Raw genomic sequence first — 20,374 nt, forward strand, 5'->3', positions numbered from 1 at the left:
ATCTTATGGAAAGTAAATAAGGATATATTTTATGCTTTTTTTCTTTAATACTTGTATTACATCTTTTTCTACAATACAGCCCACTAATCTTCATTTTTTTCATAATTCTTAAGATTTTTTTGTGATTGACTACTACTCCACTCGCTATGATCTCAGCAGTAATTTTACGATATCCATAACGGCAATCAGAAGCCAAATATACTTCTTGAATCAAATTTCACTTTCGTTATTAATTATAGGCCTATAATATAGGCTAGATCTGCAAATCCCCAGTAAATCAGCCTGTTTCCTAATTGACAGATCAGAATCTTTTTCTATAAATCTTACTCTATCTTTTTTGCTTATTTCAGTAATTTTTTTTTTCAAATAACTATTTTCCACTGTCAATTCTCCTATTACTTTATGTAAACTTTCTATTTCTTGCGCTAAGATTCTTTGTTTTCTCGCACTTTCACTTTCTTCAACAAATAGGTCTTTTAACCTTGCCAATACTCTATCACGCCAATCATATAGATTTGTTGATGGTATTTTATATTCACTACATATCTCAGCTGTGCTTCTTTGATTTTTTATTGCTTCCAAAGCTATCTTTGCTTTTAACTCTGGTTCATATTTTTTTGTTGCCATACTTTTACCCCTTTACTTTCCTACTCGGATCAACCATTTTTTTTTGGTCTAGTTTATGGGGTGCATTATATTCTATGAGAAATTCTACAGATGGTAAATGGCCTTCCTTGGCAGCATAGTAGACTGATCTGTAGTTTTAGAATTATTAATATTAGAATTATTAATAAATGATTCTTGTTGTTGCTTTTCTATTAGAAGCTTTACAATTCCTAGATATCCTTTATTGGTAGCATAATGCAAAGGAGTCCAATTGTTTTTACCTTTTGTACCAACTTCTACTCCCTTATTAAGAGAAAATTTTACAATATCGATATTTCAAAAATCAGCTGCAATATGAATAGGCTTGTTTTCGTCATTAGTTTTAGCGTTAAAACTTACACCTTTATTATTTACTAAAAATTTTGTTACTTCTAAGCTATCAAACTTAGCTGGATGGTGCACAGCCACCTTGACCAAAAAATCATCCCCCTATCGCGTTCTTATCATTATGCCTTATACGCTGTATTACACCTTCAGATATAGTCATTGCTAACCTCCAACATCCTTGCTAATAAACCCTCGCTAAAACTGCCGAAAAGACTTTATAAGTTAATATTCTAAATCTCAATATTTTATGGTGCAGGTTTTTATTTTTAAAACATTATACTTTGTGTAGGGTATAACTACACGCATCAAAGTGAAAGAAAAGCAAAATGATGAAGAAAATGAAAGTTTAAGTTTTCTTCAACGACTCAAGGAGAGAATTTATGCTTTAAAGCCTGTATTAGCAAGAGCCTTAATCACTAAATGAACAATGTCACGCAGAGTTTCATCCTCAATTTTTCTATATTCCCTCACTAGCCTTGATATTTCTTCGCTGCCTACATCGCTATGGAAGGCCTTATCATGTAAGTCTTCAGAGGCTTTGGTAAAAAAATACGACATATCAACCGATAGTACTTCTGCTAATTTATATAACCTATCAACTACAAGCCTAATCTCTCCGCTTTCATATCCTTGTACATGCTGAAATGAAATTTCAAGCTTTTTTCCTAAGTCTCTTTGACTAAAACCACACATTAGCCTTCTTTTCCTTATTCTTTCCCCTATTTGTTTATCGATAGGATGTTGTATAGTCATTTTACGTATCAGGTAATATTAACTATGTATTATCACTTTGAGAAAAAGATTTTACCAATATATAAACTGCACTACGTAACCTTTTGCTCTTAATTTCGTTATATCCTTTGACTAACTTTAGTATTTCTTCATCATAAGCTTCATGTGAGTCAGTGTGCATATCAGTAAAAAAGTTAGCAACATCTATCGATAGTGCTTTTGCTAAATCATATAATCTACTGGCCAAAACACAATTTGAACCATTTTCGTACTTTTGTATCTGTCTATACGAAACACCTATTCTCTTTCCCAATTCGGTCTGTGTCAAAGCACGATCTAACCTAAGTTGTTTTATTTTTTTACCTAATTGCACTTTTCACCTCTTATTCAAATTTACAACAAATTTTATGAAGTGGAAAAAAAGCTAGCAAAGTAATTGCTTTAATAATTTCTGCCTCTCGCTAATTAAATCGTTTGGCCTTACGTATTTTTTCTCAATTTCCCTCATCTCTTTTTCTCGTTCTGCAATGCTATTTCGTATTACTTCAGCCGAGTATCTGCTTTTGCCACTTGCAAACTCTGATCTTAATCTTCTAACCTTGTATTCGAGCTCAGCAAATCTTTCGTGTTGCTCAAGAAGTTCTATCATATGACTAATTTCAGAGTTTAGCTTTTTTTCCTCAACATCTCTTACAATAAAAGAAAGTAGAAGCTTATCTATTTGGTAATCAATATTTGGTTGAGCAGCAAATAGATCAATTATGGCTTTTACGTCAGTAGGATTTGTAACTAGTAAGTTAAAATTACTACATAAAAAACTATAGAACTTTATCGTCTTCTCAAGATAATTTTTCATATCTTGTGATAATTGCAATTCTTTGTGAATTCCTGACAGCAATATTTTCAATTCTTCCAAGTATTTCGTGTCAAAATTACTTACTTCTGTAGGTGAAAGGATCATTAGCAGCTTTTTTACAAGCTCAACATCATTTAACTTTACTGCATTATAAAGAGCTTTTTCTTTATCTTCTTTTAAATCATAAAGCTCTGATGAGTTATCTATGCTGAATAGATATTCAGTATTTCCTTGAGGAGAGTAGATTAAAATGTCCACTTCTCTTAGCGGGTGATCATCATTAAACTTTTCTAGTAACTGCTTATCGGTAGTTTCCTCTATTGCTACAACTGCTTTGCTTACCTCTTTCAACTTTGCAATATCATCTCTTGAGTTTTCAAGTATATCTTTAGCCTTGTCTAGCAGCTGCTCATATAGAACTATTTTTTCTTCATCATCAAGTAGCTGACAATGCTTTTTCAGCTTTTCAGTAGAGTAAGATAGGATATCCATTTTTTTCAATTTTACGATTACGATACCCCATTTTTGTTGAAACTGAAATAATTTTTATAGGATGTGTTTTTCTAGTGTAGATGCCCGCAAAACTTGTTATTATAATATACAGTAAATCAATAAGTCGTATAATATTAACAATTAAATAATATTTATCACGATATGATCGAATAGTAATGAAATTAAGTGAGGGTTACAATGAAAAAAATAAATGGTAAAAAATTGTCTAGTAAAATGTTAAAAGCGGTAGAGCGAATAGCAAAAGAAGGGTTATACCTAATTTTATAAAAGCTGCTCCAACAGCAAATAAAAAGATTAGTAAATTACCTGTCTTAACATATCCTGAGGAGCTCAATCCATTTCGATCAGCTTTATGCAAGATAAGGCTAAGTGAATATGAAAATGTGAAATTAAATGAATTCTTGGAAAAAGCTATTGCAGCTGAAAATCTAGACAAATTAAGTAAAATCGTCGATGAAGCTTTGGATTTAGGAATAAGAGTAAACGCTCGCAACGAAGATGGCTTTAGCTTCACTAACGTTACAATGTTTAAGATGTATCGTGATGAATTCAAAGAAAATAAACAAGAAGATATAATCAGAAAGTTAGCCTTACATGGAGCAGATTTTAATGTACAAGTTGATAAGAAAATAGCTGAAATGTATCAAAAAGTGCAAAAAGAAATTGAGCCACAAATATATAGTAGGCTCAAGAAACTTAGGGAAGTTGGAGAAGACGCTACTATAGAAGGAACTGTTGAAGATGTAGAAATCGATAATAAGACCTTCTATATTGAATTTTCACATAGCTGCATAGTTGATGTTGCCAAAGTTGTAGAAGGTGCAAAAAATTTGGGCTTAAGTAAAGGAGACTTAAACCTTGGCGGTAGTATCATAAAAATAGGTGATGGTGAAGTTGAGGTCAAAACTGGGAAAGACGGTAAAAGAAATTACGTAGATATATCCGATAACAGCGCTTTTACACTACCGACAATGTTGCAAAAAACATAAAAATAAAACTAGAGAAAACCATTTCTCGAAAACTTCTGTGTCCAGAACCAAGAGTCCGATTTACTTATAGCGCTAATAATCAATTAACCATCGGCTTTAAGGAATGATATGAACATATTATTTCAAGGAAAAGTCATGAGAAACAAGAGATTAGCTATCCAAATTAGCTGTAGCTATGAACCTAATCGGTTAGCAGAACAATGCTTATCAGATGCTTATGAAAAGGTAGTGTCAAAGGAAATAAGTCAAAAAAACTTAAAACATAAAAATGGGATTCAAGGAGGGTCAAATGGTAACAGTATGTTTATATGCGAGAGTTTCTTCGGGGAAACAAGTAGAAGGAAATACGATAGAAAGTCAAATTGCAGCTTTAGAGAAGCAAATTAATCTGGACGGATACAGATTGTTAAGTGAGTATAAATTTATTGATAACGGCTACAGTGGATCTCATTTAGTCCGCCCTGATTTAGAAAAATTACGTGATAAAGTAACAGAAGGTAAAATTGATAAGATTTACATTCATTCTCCTGATCGTTTATCTAGAAAATATGCATATCAAATGGTGCTGATTGAAGAATTTGAAAAAGCAGGAGCAAAAGTGGTTTTTTTAAATTATGAGATTAACGGTAACCCAGAATCTCAATTACTGTTACAAATGCAAGGTATGATAGCAGAATATGAACGTGCGAAAATTATGGAACGAAGTCGTCGTGGTAAAATCTATGCAGCTAACAAAGGCTATGTAAATGTAATGGGAGGAGCTCCTTATGGTTATCGTTATATAGATAAGCATATGGGAGGAGGACAAGCTTTATTTGAGATTAACGAAAAAGAAGCTGATGTCGTTCGTAAAGTATTTTTGTGGATAGGCAGAGAAAGAACAAGTATTGGGGAAGTATGTCGTCGGCTAAATACTATGTCCATTAAGACACAAAAAGGAAAAGAACGCTGGAATAAAGGTACAATTTGGAGTATGTTGAAAAACCCTGCTTACAAAGGACAAGCAGCTTTTGGTAGAAGAAGGTTAGGAGTAAGATTAAAGCAAGTAAGACCACAGAAAGGCTCTTGTGAGCAGCCAAAAAGTAACCACTCTGTCTATCCTGTTGAAAAAGCAAATTGGATTTATATTAAAGTGCCAAATATAGTAGATGAAGATATATTTGATATTGTTCAAGAACAATTAGCTGAAAATAGAAAAGTAGCAAGGACAAGAAAAAGAGGAGCAAAGTACTTACTACAAGGTTTAGTCATATGTAAGCGTTGTAATTACGGATGTTACGGAACTTGCATGAGAAGTAGACGAGAAGAAGAAGGTGGTCATTATGCATATTACCGTTGTAGTGGTAAAGATTCTTACCGTTTTGGTGGTAATAAGATTTGTGACAATAAACCCATTCGCTCAGATGCATTAGAAACAGCTGTGTGGGAAGAGGTTAAGCAGTTATTGAAAAATCCAAACAGGATTTTAGAAGAATACAAGCGTAGGCTTTCAGAACTAAAAAAATCATCATTGGATCAAAAAAGTGACCTGCTAGAGAAACAAGAAAATAAATTAAAACGTGGTATTGCTAGACTTATCGATAGTTATGCTCAAGAATATATCAATCAAGAGGAATTTGAACCACGAATTAAAGCAATGAAACAAAGCTTAAAAACAATTAAAGAAGAGAAGAAAAAGATATTTTATCAAAAGGAATTAGAACAGGAGGTAACTCTGGTTGTGGCCAATTTAGAAGACTTTTCTTCCAATATTACGTTAAACCTTGATAACGCAGACTGGTTAACTAAACGTGATATTATCAGAACATTGGTCAAGAGAATTGAAATTAACCTTGAGGACGTAAATGTGGTATTTCGCGTAAAAGAGCTACCGAACTCTTCTGGACATAATGGAAAGGAAAATAAAAATTTGCAACATTGTCGTAGGTGTATTATCCTCATCCTCCTTTGATGGTTCTGTATCTCCACTTGGATGATTATGTGAAATTGCAATAGATGATGCATCGATCAGTAATCCCTGTTTGATTATTTCTCTCACATATAGAGGTACTCTGTCTATAGTTCCACAGTCTTGAATATACTCGTATATCAAATGACCACTTCGATCTAAGTATATTACTCGCAAGCTTTCCTTTCGTGACTGCCCTATTGCTGTTTTAAAGTATTTTAGTAGCTCTTCTCTGTTATCAAGAATCGACAGCTTTTTTAACTTACCTTTCAGTATCCTATCGAAAATCTCCTTCAGACAAAAGATACTTGCTATTGCTCCATCATTCATTCCTGTAACATTTTTTAGCTCATGAAAGTCAGCGTTAATTACCCTTCCTAAACTACTAAAGAGCTCTATTAGCTTTTTGGCCACTTCTCTTCCTTCTTCACATTCAGATAGAGTACGTTCCAGTAGCTCATGGTCAAGTAAAGACCTGCCTCTACTTGATAAAATGCGAGTTTCCAATTTTTCTTTTCTCTCACTATTATTCATAAAAACCTCCAAGGTCAACATTATATACAAATTCAACGCCAGCTTTCTGACGCAGTAGTTCTCGAGGAATAACCCTTTTGAACTCTAAATTTGCAATGTTGTCCTTGTTGCTTTTACAACAGATTTACTACAATCCGAACTCCTCATTGATTTTATCGACTATCGTCTGTGGTGGATCATCTCCCCATCCTGAATATAAAATCTCTCCATAATCTGCAACATCTATAGAGCCAGTTCTACTTTTTGCCAGAAACATTTCTCTTTTATCTTTATCAATTAATACATAGTGCCAAGCTGATCTTCCTCGATCTTTACCACGAACTAGATATATGAGATCTGATCTACTTCTTCTTGTTGCATCAGCAAAGGATCTTTCGTTGATAGTTCTGCTTTTACTCTTTATGCCGCCACTTTCAGAAAAAGCTTCCTTGGCTTCAGCTTTTTTGTTTGCCAATTCAGAAATTTTTCCTTTTGCTCCTAGTGCATGTTCTTTGGTATTTTGAGATGAATACTTACTGGAAAAACCTCCTCTTGTCTCATTAGAGGTCCTATTTGTAAAACGCTTAGTAAACGAGTTATCGTTATCATTTTCTGCCATAAAAGTCTCCAAATTTTAGATTGTAGAATCCAAATTTTTACTACACCCTATCATAGGTTAGTTATATTAATATGAATGAAGGATAATATAGTAATTATTACAGGAATTACAGCCTCAGGTAAATCAGAATTATGCGATAACTTGATAAAAAAGTATAAAAACATTAGCATAATAAACTGTGACTCAAAGCAGGTATACAAAGAGATTCCCGTAATTACTGCTCAACCACCAAAGCAGAAAGAATTTTATAGGCTATACGGTTATGTTTCAGCAAGAGAAAATTATTCCGTAGGTTTATGGCTAGAGGATTTAAAGAGGGAAGTTAACAACGCGCTGAAAAATTCACGAATACCCATCATCACTGGAGGAAGTGGGCTTTACATTAGCAGCTTAATCAAGGGATTATCATCGATTCCACAAATAAGCCAGGAAGTGAGAGAAAACGTAAATGAACTTAGGAAAAATTTAAGTAAAGAGGAATTCTACAAATTAGTGCTAAGCAAAGATCCAAGGATTCAAGGTAAAATATTTATTAATGACTCACATCGCCTCTCAAGAGCACTTGAAGTTATCACTGAAACTGGCAAGACAATCTTTGTATGGCAAGAAAATAGACAGCCTCCTTTGTTCAATAATTTTAAGGTATATACAATTCTACCTAAACGTGAGGATATATACCGAAAAATAAATTCTCGTTTTATTGAAATGGTTGAAAATGGAGCAATTGATGAAGTAAAAAACCTACTTAGCATGAACCCATCTCCACATTTGCCAGCTATGAAAGCACATGGAGTACCAGAAATTATAAGATACTTAAAAGGGGAGATTACTTTAGACGAAACAATACAGATTGCTCAAACAAACACAAGGCATTATGCAAAACGCCAGTACACTTGGTTTAAAAATCAATTTCCGAATTCTCAAGTGATTGACTGTGCAAATAAATTGACAGAATTTTAGATATTTTAATTATTATGTATTATATTGCTATGCCTATGCAAACTTTTCTTGATAGTATTAAACTTTTTTCTTAAAGAACTTTCATCATTGCCTAAATTGTGATTATTAAATTCTTTGTAAAAATATTCTTACTTATGAAGCGCTACTATACCTGTAAGAGCCTTTATCACTAAATGAACTATATCACGCAATATTTCATCCTCAATTTTTCTATATTCTCTCACTAATCTTGTAACCACAATCTCCACTTTCATATCCTTGTATAGCTCTTCTCATAATAGTAGGAACAAGATAAGATAGTGATTTAGTGTAACAAGAAGGTAAAAATGCCAGCAGCGTACAGTTATGACTTAAGGAAAAAAGCCATTCAGGCGTTGGATGAAGGAGAGAGCAAAACAGCAGTAGCAAATTTTTGGCCCTCTCTAATAACTTCAACATCACTAAATTCAAGGGATTGGCCTTCTATTATTTGGAATCTTTCATGTCCTTTTCCTGCAACTAGCAGAATCATATTTTCATCATGTGCTATATTTATACCTTTCTCTATAGCTTTTTTTCTATCTCCTATCTCCAGTGCATCAGGGCAATGTAACAAAATATCGTGACGAATTTTCCCCGGATCTTCATCACGCGGATTGTCATCTGTGACTATAACTTTACCTGCAAGCATTTGTGCTATTTTACCCATCTCTGCACGTTTTGTTTGATCACGATTCCCGCCACAACCGAACACTAGAACTATCTTTTTATTGAAGTGCCATTTTAAAGACAACAGAGCTTGTTTGAGTGCACTTGGAGTATGAGCGTAATCGACAAATGCAAAAGTGTTCACTTTTTCCATTCTTCCAGATGGATAAGCGAGTTTATCTATACACATTCTTTGATAGTCCATACCAGATGAAATAACTATACCGATTGCACACAACAAATTATATGCTTGAAATTGCCCAAAAATCGGAAAAAATGCGTTATAAATTTCATCACCGATTTGAATTGTCAGGTATTGACCATTGGCAGTGGGTATCTGCTTTAATAAAGTAATGTCAGAGTTTTTTTTTCCGTAGGTTATAACTTTGTTGCCACGCTTTTCAGCTATGTTGAGCAACTCTCCATATTCGCCTATATCTGCATTTAAAATCGCTGTTTTTTCTTTTGGCAATACCTCATCAAACAACCTTTTCTTGGCCTCAAAATACTCATCAATACTTTTGTGATAGTCCAAATGATCTTGAGAGAAATTAGTAAAAGCTGCAGCATTGAGCCTGAGTCCATGGATTCTGTATTGATCGATTCCATGGCTTGAAGCTTCTAATGCTAAGTGTTCTACGTTCTTATTATTTATGTCACGCAATGTGGAATAAAGATCATCTGCACTTGGCGTTGTAAGGCTATTATCTTTTCTATTATTATTGACACATGTTCCCAGTGTTCCTATAGACGCTGCATTATCTTGCCAAATCTGGCGACAAAATTCCACCACTGAAGTTTTACCATTCGTACCAGTTACAGCAGCAACATATTTAGGTTGTTTGAATTGATAAAACCTGCTGACTATTTCACTGTATATTCCTTGAGGGTCCGAATGGTAAAGCACTGCAAAACTTGGAGTACTTGTCATTCCAGTGCTTGACACTGGAATCCAGTTTTCATTATACAATTGTCTAGTATGCTTGTTTACAATCAAATTTTCTGGATCCCAGTGCCTGAGCACTGGGATGACATCTTTCTTGGCCCCTTGTATTACAACGTCTACACAGTTGTGTACACATCCATTAGGAAGACATGTTACGTGTTCTTTACTCCTTTCTGACACACAAACAAAAAGGTAACCTTCTTTAACTGTCTTAGGATTACATGTGACGCCTTTGATTTCAATATCAAAGTCAGTATTTACAATGTTATGCAGTAGCTCTTTCAGTCTCACAATCATCTTTAACACTTGAACATGGCAGTCTTATTAATGCAGTATTCAAGTCAAAAATCAAATCTTCAGGATCTTCTAGTCCGCAAAATATTCGCACAAAACTTCCACCATAATCTGAATTCATGACAGATCTCGACATAGATTTATGACCTATTGGTAGTATCAAACTGTCACATCCTCCCCAAGAAGCACCGATGCCGAAAACTTTCATGTGATCAACCATACAGCCTAGTTCTTCACATGAATATTCTCTATCGAGTACTATACTAAATACGCTACTTGCCCCTTTGAAATAACTTTTCCATAAATCATGCTGAGAATAGGAAAAAAGTGCGGGGTATAAGACTTTTTTGATTTTTGGATGTTTTTCCAGCCACTTTGCCACTTGCATTGCTGTACTTTGATGCTTCCTCATGCGTGTTTGCAGTGTTCTAAGTCCCCTGTGTGCAAGGTAACAGTCATGCGATTGAATGGTGACTCCATAATTTTTATAGCTCTCATAAAGCAATTTAAAAATTTTACTTTCAGCAACCATAGCTCCCATCACTAGATCTGAGTGACCGGCTAGATACTTTGTCACCGCGTATAGTGCAACATCAATTCCATAATCAAGCGGCTTAAACAACAAAGGAGTGGCCCATGAATTGTCACAAACGGTTACGATTCCACGTGCTTTAGCAACTTTTACTATATGCTCTATATTTGAAATCTCAAACGTTATAGAACCAGGAGTCTCAATCATGATGAGTGAAGTATTACTCTGAACTAAATCAGTTATATCCTGTGTCGGATTATAAAAAGTTACTTCTACTCCTCTTTTTGGTAGTTCATTTTCGGCAAATCTCTTTAGCCTATAATAACTATTATCTTGTATCAGGACATGTGAACCTGCTTTAGTGAAAGTCAAAATAGCAAAAGTAAGTGCAAGTAATCCAGAAGGGTAGATGAGTGCTTGTCCCCTACCCTCAATTTCAGCCAGTGCATTTGAAAAATAATGAACAGTAGGCGTACCAACATTACTGTAACTGTAATCCCTTGCAACACCATCATTGATTACATCGTATATACTTTCTCCATTTGCTGCATTTAAGTAGTCCTTGTAAGTAGGAAATAATATAGTAGAAGAATGATAAACTGGTGGGTTCATCGACCCTTTATAATCATTAAATTTTCTTCCTGCTTTAACTAATAAAGACTCTTCGTTCATATTTTTATTATTTATTTTTTAGATTGTATTCGCTTTGCGTATACAAGTGAAGAGAAATCGCATGTAATCGCTCTATTTCACTCTTTAATAATTCATAGATCAATTTATGCCTCTTTAAAGAGCTCATTCCAGAAAAGTCGTTAGATATTAATACTAATTTGATATGTGAAGGTAGTGTCGAAGAAGAAGCAAAATAATGATCTACATGCTTTGCTGATTCATCGATAATATTAATATCAATTACACCTATTGAATCGCGTAATTTTTCTTCTATTGTCTTAATAATATCCACAATAGTTCCTTTAAGCAACAATACGCTCCTCTTGTCATCCCACAGTATCTGGGCACTGGGATGACAATCGAATTACTTATTCTCTTCTTTATTATCCATGTCTTGATAATCAGAATCTACTACTTTTTCTTCCTCATTATTTGTTGTGGATGAGCTTTCTCCACCTTGTTGTTGTTGAGATTCCTTATACATAGCTTCTCCAAGTTTCATAGATAACTGAGAGAGGTTAGTAACTTTCTGTTGTATTGAATCAGCATCATCAATGTTGTCAGATTTACTCACTTCCTTTAACTCATTAACTGCATTTTCAATAGCAGATTTATCTTCTGGAGAAATTTTATCACCATATTCTGTTAGAGATTTTTCTGTAGAATGAACTAAACTATCCGCTTGATTCTTCACTTCAATAAATTTCTTACGCTTTTCATCTTCTTGTGCTTTTTCCTCAGCTTCTCTCACCATCCGATTTATTTCATCCTCCGATAAACCACCTGAAGACTGAATACGTATTTTTTGCTCTTTTCCAGTAGCTTTATCCTTTGCAGAAACATGCGCTATTCCATTTGCATCTATATCAAATGTCACCTCAATTTGAGGAACCCCGCGAGGAGCAGGTGGTATTCCTTCTAAACTAAACTGACCAAGCAGTTTATTATCAATCGCCAATTTTCTTTCACCTTGATGTACCTTAATTGTAACGGCTGTTTGGTTATCTTCTGCAGTTGAAAACACCTGAGATTTTTTTGTGGGAATAGTAGTATTACGTTCAATAAGTGGAGTGAACACTCCCCCTAGAGTTTCAATACCAAGAGAAAGTGGAGTTACGTCAAGTAGTAACACATCTCTTACATCACCTTGAATAATTCCTGCTTGTATTGCAGCCCCAATTGCTACAACTTCATCAGGGTTAACTCCTCTATGTGGATCTTTGCCAAAGAATTCTTTAACTTTCTCTATGACTTTTGGCATACGAGTCATGCCACCAACAAGAACTACTTCACCAATTTGACTAGCAGACAAACCAGCATCTTCAAGAGCTTTTTTGCAAGGAATTATAGTCCTTTCAATTAAATCATTCACTAAACTTTCAAGCTTTGCTCTTGTTAGCTTCATATTTAAGTGTTTTGGGCCACTTGCATCAGCTGTAACAAACGGTAGATTTACTTCTGTTTCCATTGCACTTGACAATTCTACCTTTGCTTTTTCTGCAGCTTCTTTGATTCTTTGCATAGCCATTGGATCGTTTTTCAAATCAATGCCATTACTTTTCTTGAATTCACCCAGTAAATAATTTACTACTGCATTATCGAAGTCTTCCCCTCCAAGGTGAGTATCACCATTTGTAGCCTTTACTTCAAAAACTCCGTCACCTATTTCAAGAACTGAAACATCAAATGTACCACCACCAAGATCATACACTACTATTGTGTGTCCGTGCTTTTTATCAAGACCATAAGCAAGTGCTGCAGCAGTTGGTTCGTTAATTATTCTGAGGACATTTAATCCAGCAATTTTTCCTGCATCTTTTGTTGCTTGACGTTGAGAATCATTGAAGTACGCCGGCACTGTTATCACAGCATCCTTTACTTCTTCCCCAAGATAAGCCTCAGCTGCTTCTTTCAGGTTTTGTAGTATAAATGCACCAATTTGACTAGGAGAGTATTCTTTACTATCAGTTGTTTTAACCCATGCATCACCATTTTTTGCTGCAAATACCTTATACGGTACACCTAGATTCTTCATTTCAGGATCGCTATATTGGCGACCTATCAATCTCTTAGTTGCAAAAAAAGTATTATTTGCATTGGTAGTTGCTTGCCTTTTTGCTGGAGCACCAATCAACCTTTCTCTAGACGAAGTAAATGCAACTATAGACGGAGTAGTTCTTGCTCCTTCTTTATTCTCGATTACTTTTGCATCCTTGCCTTGCATTATTGCAACACAAGAATTTGTTGTTCCAAGATCTATACCTATTGCTCTTCCCATAATGAATACTCCCTTTTAAATATTATCTGATGTAAAATATATAAGTATAAAACTCGTTAATTACAAGTCCCGTTTAGTTGTTAGAGCCCAAAAGGCGCGAAAGCCATTTAGTTAACCAAAAGTTGCCCGGTAGTTTATCTGAACTACCAGCTTCTTTATCCCTGCTATTCACAATTTGACATCCAGAATTCTGCAATGGCTTATAATCATTAAAATTAATATGGTCTCCTTGCTTTAAAATAAATGTATCTGCATCTAAACTATTATCAATACTAACATTTAATGTAATATTGAACTCTTTTTCGATTGTAGAAACCATATCACGCTTATTATTAAAAATGTGCGCTATAACTGCACTGCGTGCTATTAAATCAAAGGACTTATTTTGATTTTTATTAGCAATATGTTGCAAATCCCTTAGTATCGATGCAACAACCACTTCGTTTGATTTCACTCTTCCAATACCTTTACAGCGTAAGCACTCTGTAGTATTAATTTCCTGTATATTTGGTTTAATTCTTTGTCTTGAAAAGACCATTAAACCAAAGTCATTGATAAAGCTAAATTGAACTTTAGCTCTATCATCTTTAAACGCCTGCTTGATAGCAAATTCAACATTTTTGCAATACTCAAGTTTCAACATGTCAATAAAATCAACAACTATTAACCCTGATAAGCCCCTGAGATTCGCTTGCCTTGATATTTCAGATAATGCCTCCATATTAGTTCTATAAGCTGTTTTTTCTATGTTATCTTCTCCTGTCATTTTCCCTGAATTTACGTCTATTGAAACAAATGCCTCAGTTAAGGTTATCACCAAAGACCCACCAGATGGTAATTCTACTCTATTGCTATATAATTCAGAAATTTGATCTTCGACTCGATAGTAAGTAAAGATTGGAACAGAACCTCTATATAATCTAGGACGTAATTTTCCTTGTAACACATTTTTAGTGTATTTTCTTACCGCTTCACAAACTTCTCTATCAGATACTATAATTTCTGTATCATTACTACAAAAGTCACGTACAGATCTCATAACTACATCTGCTTCGTTGTAAATTAATGATGGAACATTTAAAGAAGAGAAGTTTTGCTGGATATCTTGCCATAATAAGGTCAAATTATCGTAATCTTGCTCAATTTCTTTCTTACTTTTTCCTGCACCAACAGTTCTTACTATTAAACCTGAGCCTTTTGGTAAATTTATTGAATTTAATATATCCTTTAACTGTTTTCTAACGTTGGTATCTTCAATTCTGCGAGATACTCCACCCCTACTTATGGAATTGGGCATGAAAACACAGTATCTACCAACCAAAGTTACGTATGTTGTAAATGAAGCTCCTTTATTTCCTCGTTCTTCTTTAGTTAATTGAACCAATAACTTTTGATTTACTGAAATCACATCTTGTAACTTATATTTTCTATGTAAAGGTACCTCCCTCACAAAACCACTGCTGGATTCATTACTAGCTGTAGAATCTAGGCCTTCTTCTGTGCAATTATCATTTGAACAGTCCACATCGCTCGAATAGCCTGCGTCAGGGAAAATTTCCTTCTCTTTTTCTGGAATATTAAAGTAATTTAGAGATATCTCAGAAAAAGACAAAAAACCTTGCTTATTTTTTCCATACTCAATGAACACGGCCTGCAAAGCAGGCTCTATACGCTTTACATAAGCAACGTATATATTACCTCTTAATTGTCTTTTTTCCTTGAATTCTTGTTCAAACTCTACAACCCTACCATTAACTAGTAGGGCAACCCTTACCTCGTTAGAACAGGTAGTACTTTCTATCAATAATAACCTTTTGCCATCACTTGCCACTTATTTACCGTCTGCTTTTCATTCTGAAATGTTCTTATACTACTTAATATATTATTGATTGTCAAGAATTTTGCGACCTGCATTATTGGGTTGACTTTCAGTGTTTTGCGTTCTAAACTTGCATAGAATTTATTATATCACTACAATTATGGCGAAAAAAAATGCTTCTTTGCTTGTCAAGCTAGTTAGCACCGCAACCAAAACAACAAAAACTGGAGAAGAGAAACTAACAGGCTATTTTTGTGTAAAAAAACGTAATCCTAAGAACCTTCCCAAGAAGCTCGAGTTTAGAAAGTATGACCCAGTGGTCAGAAGACACGTATTATTTAAAGAAGAAAAATTAAAGTAAGTATATTATCATGCAAAGCTTACAGCTAAAAGGAGTGTAGCTTATTGCTCACTAGTTATACTGTTTTGCATTAGAGAAAGTCTATTTGAGGTTTTGAAAGATTACGGTAACTTGTATAAGTTATGGGGATTGAGCCACCTGAATAAGGGCTGAAAATGGTAGCGTTTTTGTCCTGATCTGGCCTTTTTATTGCTTAAATGGAAAAAAGTCATTAGAAAGCTTGGCAAGTGTAGAAGTTTTAGTATAAATTTACTGTTTTTAATGTACACTAAAGGTACTAGATAGGCTACTTCTTTTTATTTTAAAAAATTACCCACAGTATTATGTATAAATGCACATAATTATAGTTCTTATAGTATGTTCTTACTAAAGAAGTCGAAAGTGCCCCTATAAAAATTAAAGGTCAGTTATCAACAACTTAGTTCTTCAATTTATTAAATAAGACTTGATCTGACACTTTAAATGATCCAGATAGTCTATATACCATCACACTCTGTGACCATACACTTAGAGGTTGTTCACAAACTTTTGAATTCTTTTGTTAAACTTTTACAGAAAAAAATTGCTTGCGCATATTTTAAATCTGACTATAATCATATTCAAAGATATTTTAAGAGCTCAAAATCTATCTTTATCTGCAGACTTTTTTCATTAAACAATCAAACTCATTAAAAAATGTGGCGTATCTTCTTCAGCGTACGTGGGTGCACACACATACTTAATCTCTGTCGTATGTGCGCCGCACTTTTTTTCTAATCTTTTTTACACAGGAGGATTTTATGTCCAGTATGCCAGATACTTGATCTTTACTTTAGCTAAAAACCAATAGGCGCCTATGGTTTTTATAAAGAAAGTTTAGAAAATAACCAAAAACCACTTGCCATAAAAAGTAACTATATGAGTATAATATTCACATTTATATGTTAATATAGATATAATAAGATTAAGGAGTATATTATGGTAAAATTTACACAAGATTCTGCTTCATTGACAGTGCATGGTGTTGATTTACTTAATTTGTGCCACAGACAGTGTGAAAATAAATACGAGGGTAATGATTTCTTGACAAAAATTAATAGATCTTGGTGTAAGGCTGACTGTAATAGAAAATTAAAAGCTCCTGAACACCATTCACCAGAAAAAGTAACACTTAGTGAACAGTTAACAGATATTGCAAGTAATCTCCGTTTTGAGAGCATAAAATTATCGCTTATATCAGATGAAATAGACAATTACAATTCAATGTCTTTTTAATTAGAGTAAAAGAAGATATTGGTTATCTTCTTTTTTTTATACGATTATTTCTATAATTAACTACTTGAAATTAAGTTCGTTCAGGCAAGATAATTATGAGTAAAAATAGCAGATGCAAGTAGCTGGCACACAGCTGTACGAGCATTCATTTTTGAGGGCATAGCAAATGGTGTCATTCAAGTAGCTGACATTGGCTTGCCCTAGTCTCATCAAGAACGTTGTGCTTTAACATAATATTTTTATGCTTACCAACTTAACTGAATCCCAGACTGGGATGATATACTTCTGGTAGATAATGTCGGTATAGTTGTGATTGGAATAGAAAGCACTAAGTTTGCAATGCTATCTGAATAGATAAAAGAACTCATTACTCAGTGAAACAAGACTTGAAATTTTGTGCAATGCTGCTGATTATATCTAGATATGCATCCTTTCCAGGCTCTACATCTGATCCAATAGGATCAAGAATCACCATTTTTACGTCACTAGAAAAGACATTAGGCTTTATGCTATCCTCTCGTGAATGAGAAACAATACATTTAACGTTTTCCTCTTTCATTACCTTTTTTAATTTCATTAAACTCTTCATACCTATGTAAGAATCCTCTTCTATAGAAAGAACGGCGCTTGGGTAACTTAAATCAAAATATTTTTCGAAATATTGATAAGCATCGTGAGTAACTATGTATTTTTGATTTTTTAACTCATCCAATTCTTTCGTAATTTTTTCTACTTCTTGGTCTATCTTTCTTATAGCCTCCTCTGCGTTAGTATTGTATCGATAGGCATTTTCTTTATCTATATTAGATAATGTTGCACTGATAGAAAGTATCATACTTTTTGCATTTTCAGGACTCAGCCAAATATGCAAATCTTTTTCATCTTGAATGTGACTAGAAAATGAATGTGGTCGAGCAGGAAGTAGATCGATTGCACTTGATAGCGGTATTAACTTCTTATTTTCTTTAGCGAAAGTTTTAATGAATGTTTCCAAAGAATCATCGATATAAAATATAATATTACTAGATTCTAATTTACTTGCGTCTGAAGGCCTGAGCATGTAGTTATGTTCAGACACTACTTCGTACATTAGTAGTTCTGGCTTTGAAATTCCATCTGTAACAGAAGCTACAAGTGAGTGTATAGGTTTGATTGTAGCTACAATTTTTAAATTGGATGAAAAGGCACTATTGTAGTATAATGTAAATAAAAGTAATAGAAAAAAAAACAGTAAATGTCTCATATAAATGTTGAGAAGAAGTCAATTTTTGCCAAAAAATTAAGTGGTGTCAATAACTGCATTCTAAAAATAGAAAACCTTACTCTTTCATACGGTAATAAAAAAGTTCTTGATAATATCAACATATCAGTACAAAGAGGAGATATAGTTACAATACTTGGTCCAAATGGCGGAGGTAAAACCTCTTTAGTGAAAGCAGTTGCTGGTATAAATAAAGGTTTTATTGGAAGTATTGTATTCGCTGACAATATAAAAATTAGCTATATGCCACAAAATTTTAGTATTGGTAATTTGATGCCAATAACAGTTGAGTCTTTCCTTTTCAATAGCTCCTCGAAGAAATTGAAGAAAAATCAACCCATTGTTACAGAAGCAATAGAATTGGTTGGTATCGGTAACATCCTAAAAAATCAAGTATTAGAAATCTCTGCAGGACAAACACAATTACTGCTGCTTGCACGCTGTTTAATTTCAGAATCTGATTTGATCATTTTAGATGAGCCAGTCAGTGCAATGGATATTAACGCACGAGCTAAATTTTATGATATTATAAATAAAATCGCAAAAGAACGATCAGTATCGATTCTCATGACTTCTCATGACCTTAACTCTGCTCTACCATCCTCAGATTACATAATTTGCATAAATAATACTATCTATTATCAAGGTAAACCTGATGAAATTATGGAGATAAATGAAATATTTGGCAGTTACGCAGCGAAATGATTCAAAATATTCTACGTCTTCTGCAAATAACTACAGTGCTAACACGCTACAATGTGTTACCTTATTTACTTCCACCATCAAAAAAATCAATAAATAAAATACAAGGTCATAAACTAAAGCGTGCTCTTGAAAGATTAGGTCCGGTGTTCATTAAATTTGGGCAATCCATTTCATCACGCACTGATATTTTAAATGAGGACATAACAAATAACTTGCTATTGATATGTGATAGATTGCCATCATTTTCGTATAAAATAGCAGTTAAAACTATAGAAAGTGAGTTTAATTGTAAATTAAGCGACATTTTTTCAAGTTTTTCTGAAAAGCCAATTGCAGCAGCATCAATTTCTCAGGTGCATAGAGCAGTTACAATTGAGGGTAAGGAAGTTGCTGTAAAGGTTTTGAGGCCAAATATTGAGAAAACATTCTCAAGGGATATAAAAATGCTTTCTTGGCTTGCAGAAATTGCAGAAAAATTTAGCGAACAATCAAAAAGGCTGAAGCCAGTTGAATTAGTCAAAACTTTTGCTGAAATTTGCCGATTAGAGTTAGATCTACGTTTTGAGGCTGCCCACTCTTCGGAACTGAAGGAAAATACTAAACATGACAGAGGTTTCTACTTACCTGAAATAGATTGGAGTAGAACTTCAAAAAAGGTTTTAACATTAGAATGGATGGAAGCTATACCAATATACGAAGTTGAAAAGCTGAATAACCGAAAGCAAATAGCTATCAATCTTATAGAATCTTTTTGTAATCAGGTATATAGGGATTGTTTTTTTCATGCTGATATGCATCCTGGAAATTTAATGATCGATAGTAATAACAATATTATTGCCCTGGATTGTGGAATCATGGGTAGAATAGATCGTGAGACATGCTATTACGTTATAGAGATACTCAAAGGCTTTTTAAATAGGGATTATGATCACGTTGCAAAAATGCACTTTAGAGCCGGTTATGTTCCATCACAGCATAGAAATTTTGTTACAGCTTGCAGAGCAATAGGTGAGCCCATTGTTGGACAGCCTATACAGAAGATTTCATTTGCTCGATTACTTACTCAGCTATTAAAAATAACTGGTGATTTTGATATGAAAGTTCAAACACAATTGTTATTGCTGCAGAAAACTATGATTTTATTAGAAGGAACATGTAGGAAAGTCTATCCAGAAATCAATATGTGGAAAGTAGTTGAAACATGGATAAACAGTCAACATGAAAGTAAAATAGGGTATAGGGAAAAAATTAAAAGCTCTTATCCCATCAAAACAATCCAAGGAATATTTAGCCTTATAGAAAAATTAAACCTAATAGCTGACAAAAAATTACAGGTGAAAAATAAATCAAATGGAAAAGCCTACTTTTTACTTTGGTCTGTAATTATAATTCTCATCGTTAAACTTTTAATTTCTTGAACTAAAAGATAATAAAAGCAAGTT

Annotated in this window: 20 protein-coding genes and 1 pseudogene; 7 read left to right on the plus strand and 14 right to left on the minus strand. The window is 33.8% G+C overall.

Annotated elements, in window-relative coordinates; translation table 11 throughout:
* Positions 1-10 precede the first annotated feature (10 nt).
* The 6 genes and pseudogenes from ABWU33_RS04265 to ABWU33_RS04290 all read right to left on the minus strand — a co-directional run.
* Positions 11-627 (minus strand): annotated as a pseudogene (locus tag ABWU33_RS04265) (IS3 family transposase); the annotation flags it as partial.
* Between the two features lie 84 nt (positions 628-711).
* Positions 712-939: an ankyrin repeat domain-containing protein gene (locus ABWU33_RS04270; protein WP_082246108.1), complete on the minus strand. Its 228-nt coding sequence runs from the start codon at positions 937-939 to the stop codon at positions 712-714.
* A gap of 3 nt (positions 940-942) precedes the next feature.
* On the minus strand, positions 943-1,074 hold the full coding sequence (locus ABWU33_RS04275) for an ankyrin repeat domain-containing protein (protein WP_007551899.1): 132 nt from the start codon (positions 1,072-1,074) through the stop codon (positions 943-945).
* A gap of 297 nt (positions 1,075-1,371) precedes the next feature.
* Positions 1,372-1,746, minus strand: a complete 375-nt coding sequence (locus ABWU33_RS04280; RefSeq protein ID WP_007549999.1) for a helix-turn-helix domain-containing protein — start codon at positions 1,744-1,746, stop codon at positions 1,372-1,374.
* Between the two features lie 22 nt (positions 1,747-1,768).
* Entirely contained in the window at positions 1,769-2,098 is a 330-nt protein-coding gene (locus ABWU33_RS04285) for a helix-turn-helix domain-containing protein (protein WP_007549995.1), read from the minus strand.
* Positions 2,099-2,149: 51 nt separating this feature from the next.
* A complete protein-coding gene (locus ABWU33_RS04290; protein ID WP_012673225.1) occupies positions 2,150-3,073 on the minus strand; it encodes a hypothetical protein in 924 nt (307 codons plus the stop codon).
* Between the two features lie 404 nt (positions 3,074-3,477).
* Between ABWU33_RS04290 and ABWU33_RS04295 the strand changes: the two genes are divergently transcribed.
* Together ABWU33_RS04295 and ABWU33_RS04300 are read left to right on the plus strand one after the other, a co-directional pair.
* The gene (locus ABWU33_RS04295; RefSeq protein WP_353280355.1) at positions 3,478-4,083 is read left to right on the plus strand and encodes a hypothetical protein; all 606 of its coding nucleotides are present in this window, start codon (positions 3,478-3,480) and stop codon (positions 4,081-4,083) included.
* Between the two features lie 289 nt (positions 4,084-4,372).
* The gene (locus ABWU33_RS04300) at positions 4,373-6,034 is read left to right on the plus strand and encodes a recombinase family protein (protein ID WP_353280357.1); all 1,662 of its coding nucleotides are present in this window, start codon (positions 4,373-4,375) and stop codon (positions 6,032-6,034) included.
* Here the strand turns inward: ABWU33_RS04300 and ABWU33_RS04305 are convergent.
* Entirely contained in the window at positions 5,951-6,565 is a 615-nt protein-coding gene (locus ABWU33_RS04305) for a RadC family protein (RefSeq protein ID WP_353280359.1), read from the minus strand. The two genes, ABWU33_RS04300 and ABWU33_RS04305, sit on opposite strands and share 84 nt — an antisense overlap.
* A 127-nt stretch (positions 6,566-6,692) precedes the next feature.
* Complete coding sequence (locus tag ABWU33_RS04310) at positions 6,693-7,163, minus strand: hypothetical protein (protein WP_250120365.1); 471 nt, start codon at positions 7,161-7,163, stop codon at positions 6,693-6,695.
* A 75-nt stretch (positions 7,164-7,238) separates the two neighbouring features.
* On the opposite strand from ABWU33_RS04310, the gene miaA reads away from it, so the two are divergent.
* Entirely contained in the window at positions 7,239-8,123 is an 885-nt protein-coding gene (gene miaA / locus ABWU33_RS04315) for a tRNA (adenosine(37)-N6)-dimethylallyltransferase MiaA (RefSeq protein WP_353280361.1), read from the plus strand.
* Between the two features lie 367 nt (positions 8,124-8,490).
* On the opposite strand, the gene ABWU33_RS04320 is transcribed toward miaA, so the two are convergent.
* The 5 genes from ABWU33_RS04320 to ABWU33_RS04340 form a co-directional block, all read right to left on the minus strand.
* A complete protein-coding gene (locus ABWU33_RS04320) occupies positions 8,491-10,053 on the minus strand; it encodes a Mur ligase family protein (protein WP_264337328.1) in 1,563 nt (520 codons plus the stop codon).
* On the minus strand, positions 10,022-11,254 hold the full coding sequence (metC, locus tag ABWU33_RS04325; protein WP_353280363.1) for a cystathionine beta-lyase: 1,233 nt from the start codon (positions 11,252-11,254) through the stop codon (positions 10,022-10,024). The genes ABWU33_RS04320 and metC overlap by 32 nt, the downstream gene beginning before the upstream one ends.
* Positions 11,255-11,261: 7 nt before the next feature.
* Positions 11,262-11,546: a BolA family protein gene (locus ABWU33_RS04330; protein WP_064085813.1), complete on the minus strand. Its 285-nt coding sequence runs from the start codon at positions 11,544-11,546 to the stop codon at positions 11,262-11,264.
* Between the two features lie 72 nt (positions 11,547-11,618).
* On the minus strand, positions 11,619-13,532 hold the full coding sequence (gene dnaK / locus ABWU33_RS04335; RefSeq protein ID WP_353280365.1) for a molecular chaperone DnaK: 1,914 nt from the start codon (positions 13,530-13,532) through the stop codon (positions 11,619-11,621).
* Between the two features lie 73 nt (positions 13,533-13,605).
* Positions 13,606-15,363 carry an Rne/Rng family ribonuclease gene (locus ABWU33_RS04340; RefSeq protein ID WP_211908302.1) on the minus strand — a complete coding sequence of 586 codons (1,758 nt, stop codon included), beginning with the start codon at positions 15,361-15,363 and terminating at the stop codon, positions 13,606-13,608.
* A 148-nt stretch (positions 15,364-15,511) separates the two neighbouring features.
* Between ABWU33_RS04340 and rpmG the strand changes: the two genes are divergently transcribed.
* Together rpmG and ABWU33_RS04350 are read left to right on the plus strand one after the other, a co-directional pair.
* Entirely contained in the window at positions 15,512-15,712 is a 201-nt protein-coding gene (gene rpmG / locus ABWU33_RS04345; protein WP_012481745.1) for a 50S ribosomal protein L33, read from the plus strand.
* 957 nt (positions 15,713-16,669) lie between these two features.
* The gene (locus ABWU33_RS04350; protein ID WP_211908300.1) at positions 16,670-16,966 is read left to right on the plus strand and encodes a hypothetical protein; all 297 of its coding nucleotides are present in this window, start codon (positions 16,670-16,672) and stop codon (positions 16,964-16,966) included.
* A 367-nt stretch (positions 16,967-17,333) separates the two neighbouring features.
* On the opposite strand, the gene ABWU33_RS04355 is transcribed toward ABWU33_RS04350, so the two are convergent.
* Positions 17,334-18,209, minus strand: coding sequence for a zinc ABC transporter substrate-binding protein (locus ABWU33_RS04355; RefSeq protein ID WP_211908298.1), 876 nt, complete (start codon positions 18,207-18,209; stop codon positions 17,334-17,336).
* On the opposite strand from ABWU33_RS04355, the gene ABWU33_RS04360 reads away from it, so the two are divergent.
* Both ABWU33_RS04360 and ubiB read left to right on the plus strand, forming a co-directional pair.
* Entirely contained in the window at positions 18,201-18,932 is a 732-nt protein-coding gene (locus ABWU33_RS04360) for a metal ABC transporter ATP-binding protein (RefSeq protein WP_211908296.1), read from the plus strand. The genes ABWU33_RS04355 and ABWU33_RS04360 overlap by 9 nt on opposite strands.
* Positions 18,929-20,350, plus strand: a complete 1,422-nt coding sequence (gene ubiB, locus ABWU33_RS04365) for a 2-polyprenylphenol 6-hydroxylase (RefSeq protein ID WP_353280368.1) — start codon at positions 18,929-18,931, stop codon at positions 20,348-20,350. Before ABWU33_RS04360 ends, ubiB begins: the two co-directional genes overlap by 4 nt.
* Positions 20,351-20,374: the final 24 nt, after the last annotated feature.

It is taken from the genome of Wolbachia endosymbiont (group B) of Cyclophora punctaria (assembly GCF_964028235.1).
Lineage (GTDB): Bacteria > Pseudomonadota > Alphaproteobacteria > Rickettsiales > Anaplasmataceae > Wolbachia.

Excerpts from the sequence above, each read along its gene's own strand:
- ABWU33_RS04280 (WP_007549999.1), bottom strand. The coding sequence starts at position 1,746 with ATGACTATACAACATCCTATCGATAAACAAATAGGGGAAAGAATAAGG.
- ABWU33_RS04290 (WP_012673225.1), bottom strand. The coding sequence starts at position 3,073 with ATGGATATCCTATCTTACTCTACTGAAAAGCTGAAAAAGCATTGTCAG.
- ABWU33_RS04300 (WP_353280357.1), top strand. The coding sequence starts at position 4,373 with ATGGTAACAGTATGTTTATATGCGAGAGTTTCTTCGGGGAAACAAGTA.
- ABWU33_RS04305 (WP_353280359.1), bottom strand. The coding sequence starts at position 6,565 with ATGAATAATAGTGAGAGAAAAGAAAAATTGGAAACTCGCATTTTATCA.
- ABWU33_RS04310 (WP_250120365.1), bottom strand. The coding sequence starts at position 7,163 with ATGGCAGAAAATGATAACGATAACTCGTTTACTAAGCGTTTTACAAAT.
- miaA (WP_353280361.1), top strand. The coding sequence starts at position 7,239 with ATGAAGGATAATATAGTAATTATTACAGGAATTACAGCCTCAGGTAAA.
- ABWU33_RS04320 (WP_264337328.1), bottom strand. The coding sequence starts at position 10,053 with ATGATTGTGAGACTGAAAGAGCTACTGCATAACATTGTAAATACTGAC.
- metC (WP_353280363.1), bottom strand. The coding sequence starts at position 11,254 with ATGAACGAAGAGTCTTTATTAGTTAAAGCAGGAAGAAAATTTAATGAT.
- dnaK (WP_353280365.1), bottom strand. The coding sequence starts at position 13,532 with ATGGGAAGAGCAATAGGTATAGATCTTGGAACAACAAATTCTTGTGTT.
- rpmG (WP_012481745.1), top strand. The coding sequence starts at position 15,512 with ATGGCGAAAAAAAATGCTTCTTTGCTTGTCAAGCTAGTTAGCACCGCA.
- ABWU33_RS04350 (WP_211908300.1), top strand. The coding sequence starts at position 16,670 with ATGGTAAAATTTACACAAGATTCTGCTTCATTGACAGTGCATGGTGTT.
- ABWU33_RS04360 (WP_211908296.1), top strand. The coding sequence starts at position 18,201 with ATGTCTCATATAAATGTTGAGAAGAAGTCAATTTTTGCCAAAAAATTA.
- ABWU33_RS04355 (WP_211908298.1), bottom strand. The coding sequence starts at position 18,209 with ATGAGACATTTACTGTTTTTTTTTCTATTACTTTTATTTACATTATAC.
- ubiB (WP_353280368.1), top strand. The coding sequence starts at position 18,929 with ATGATTCAAAATATTCTACGTCTTCTGCAAATAACTACAGTGCTAACA.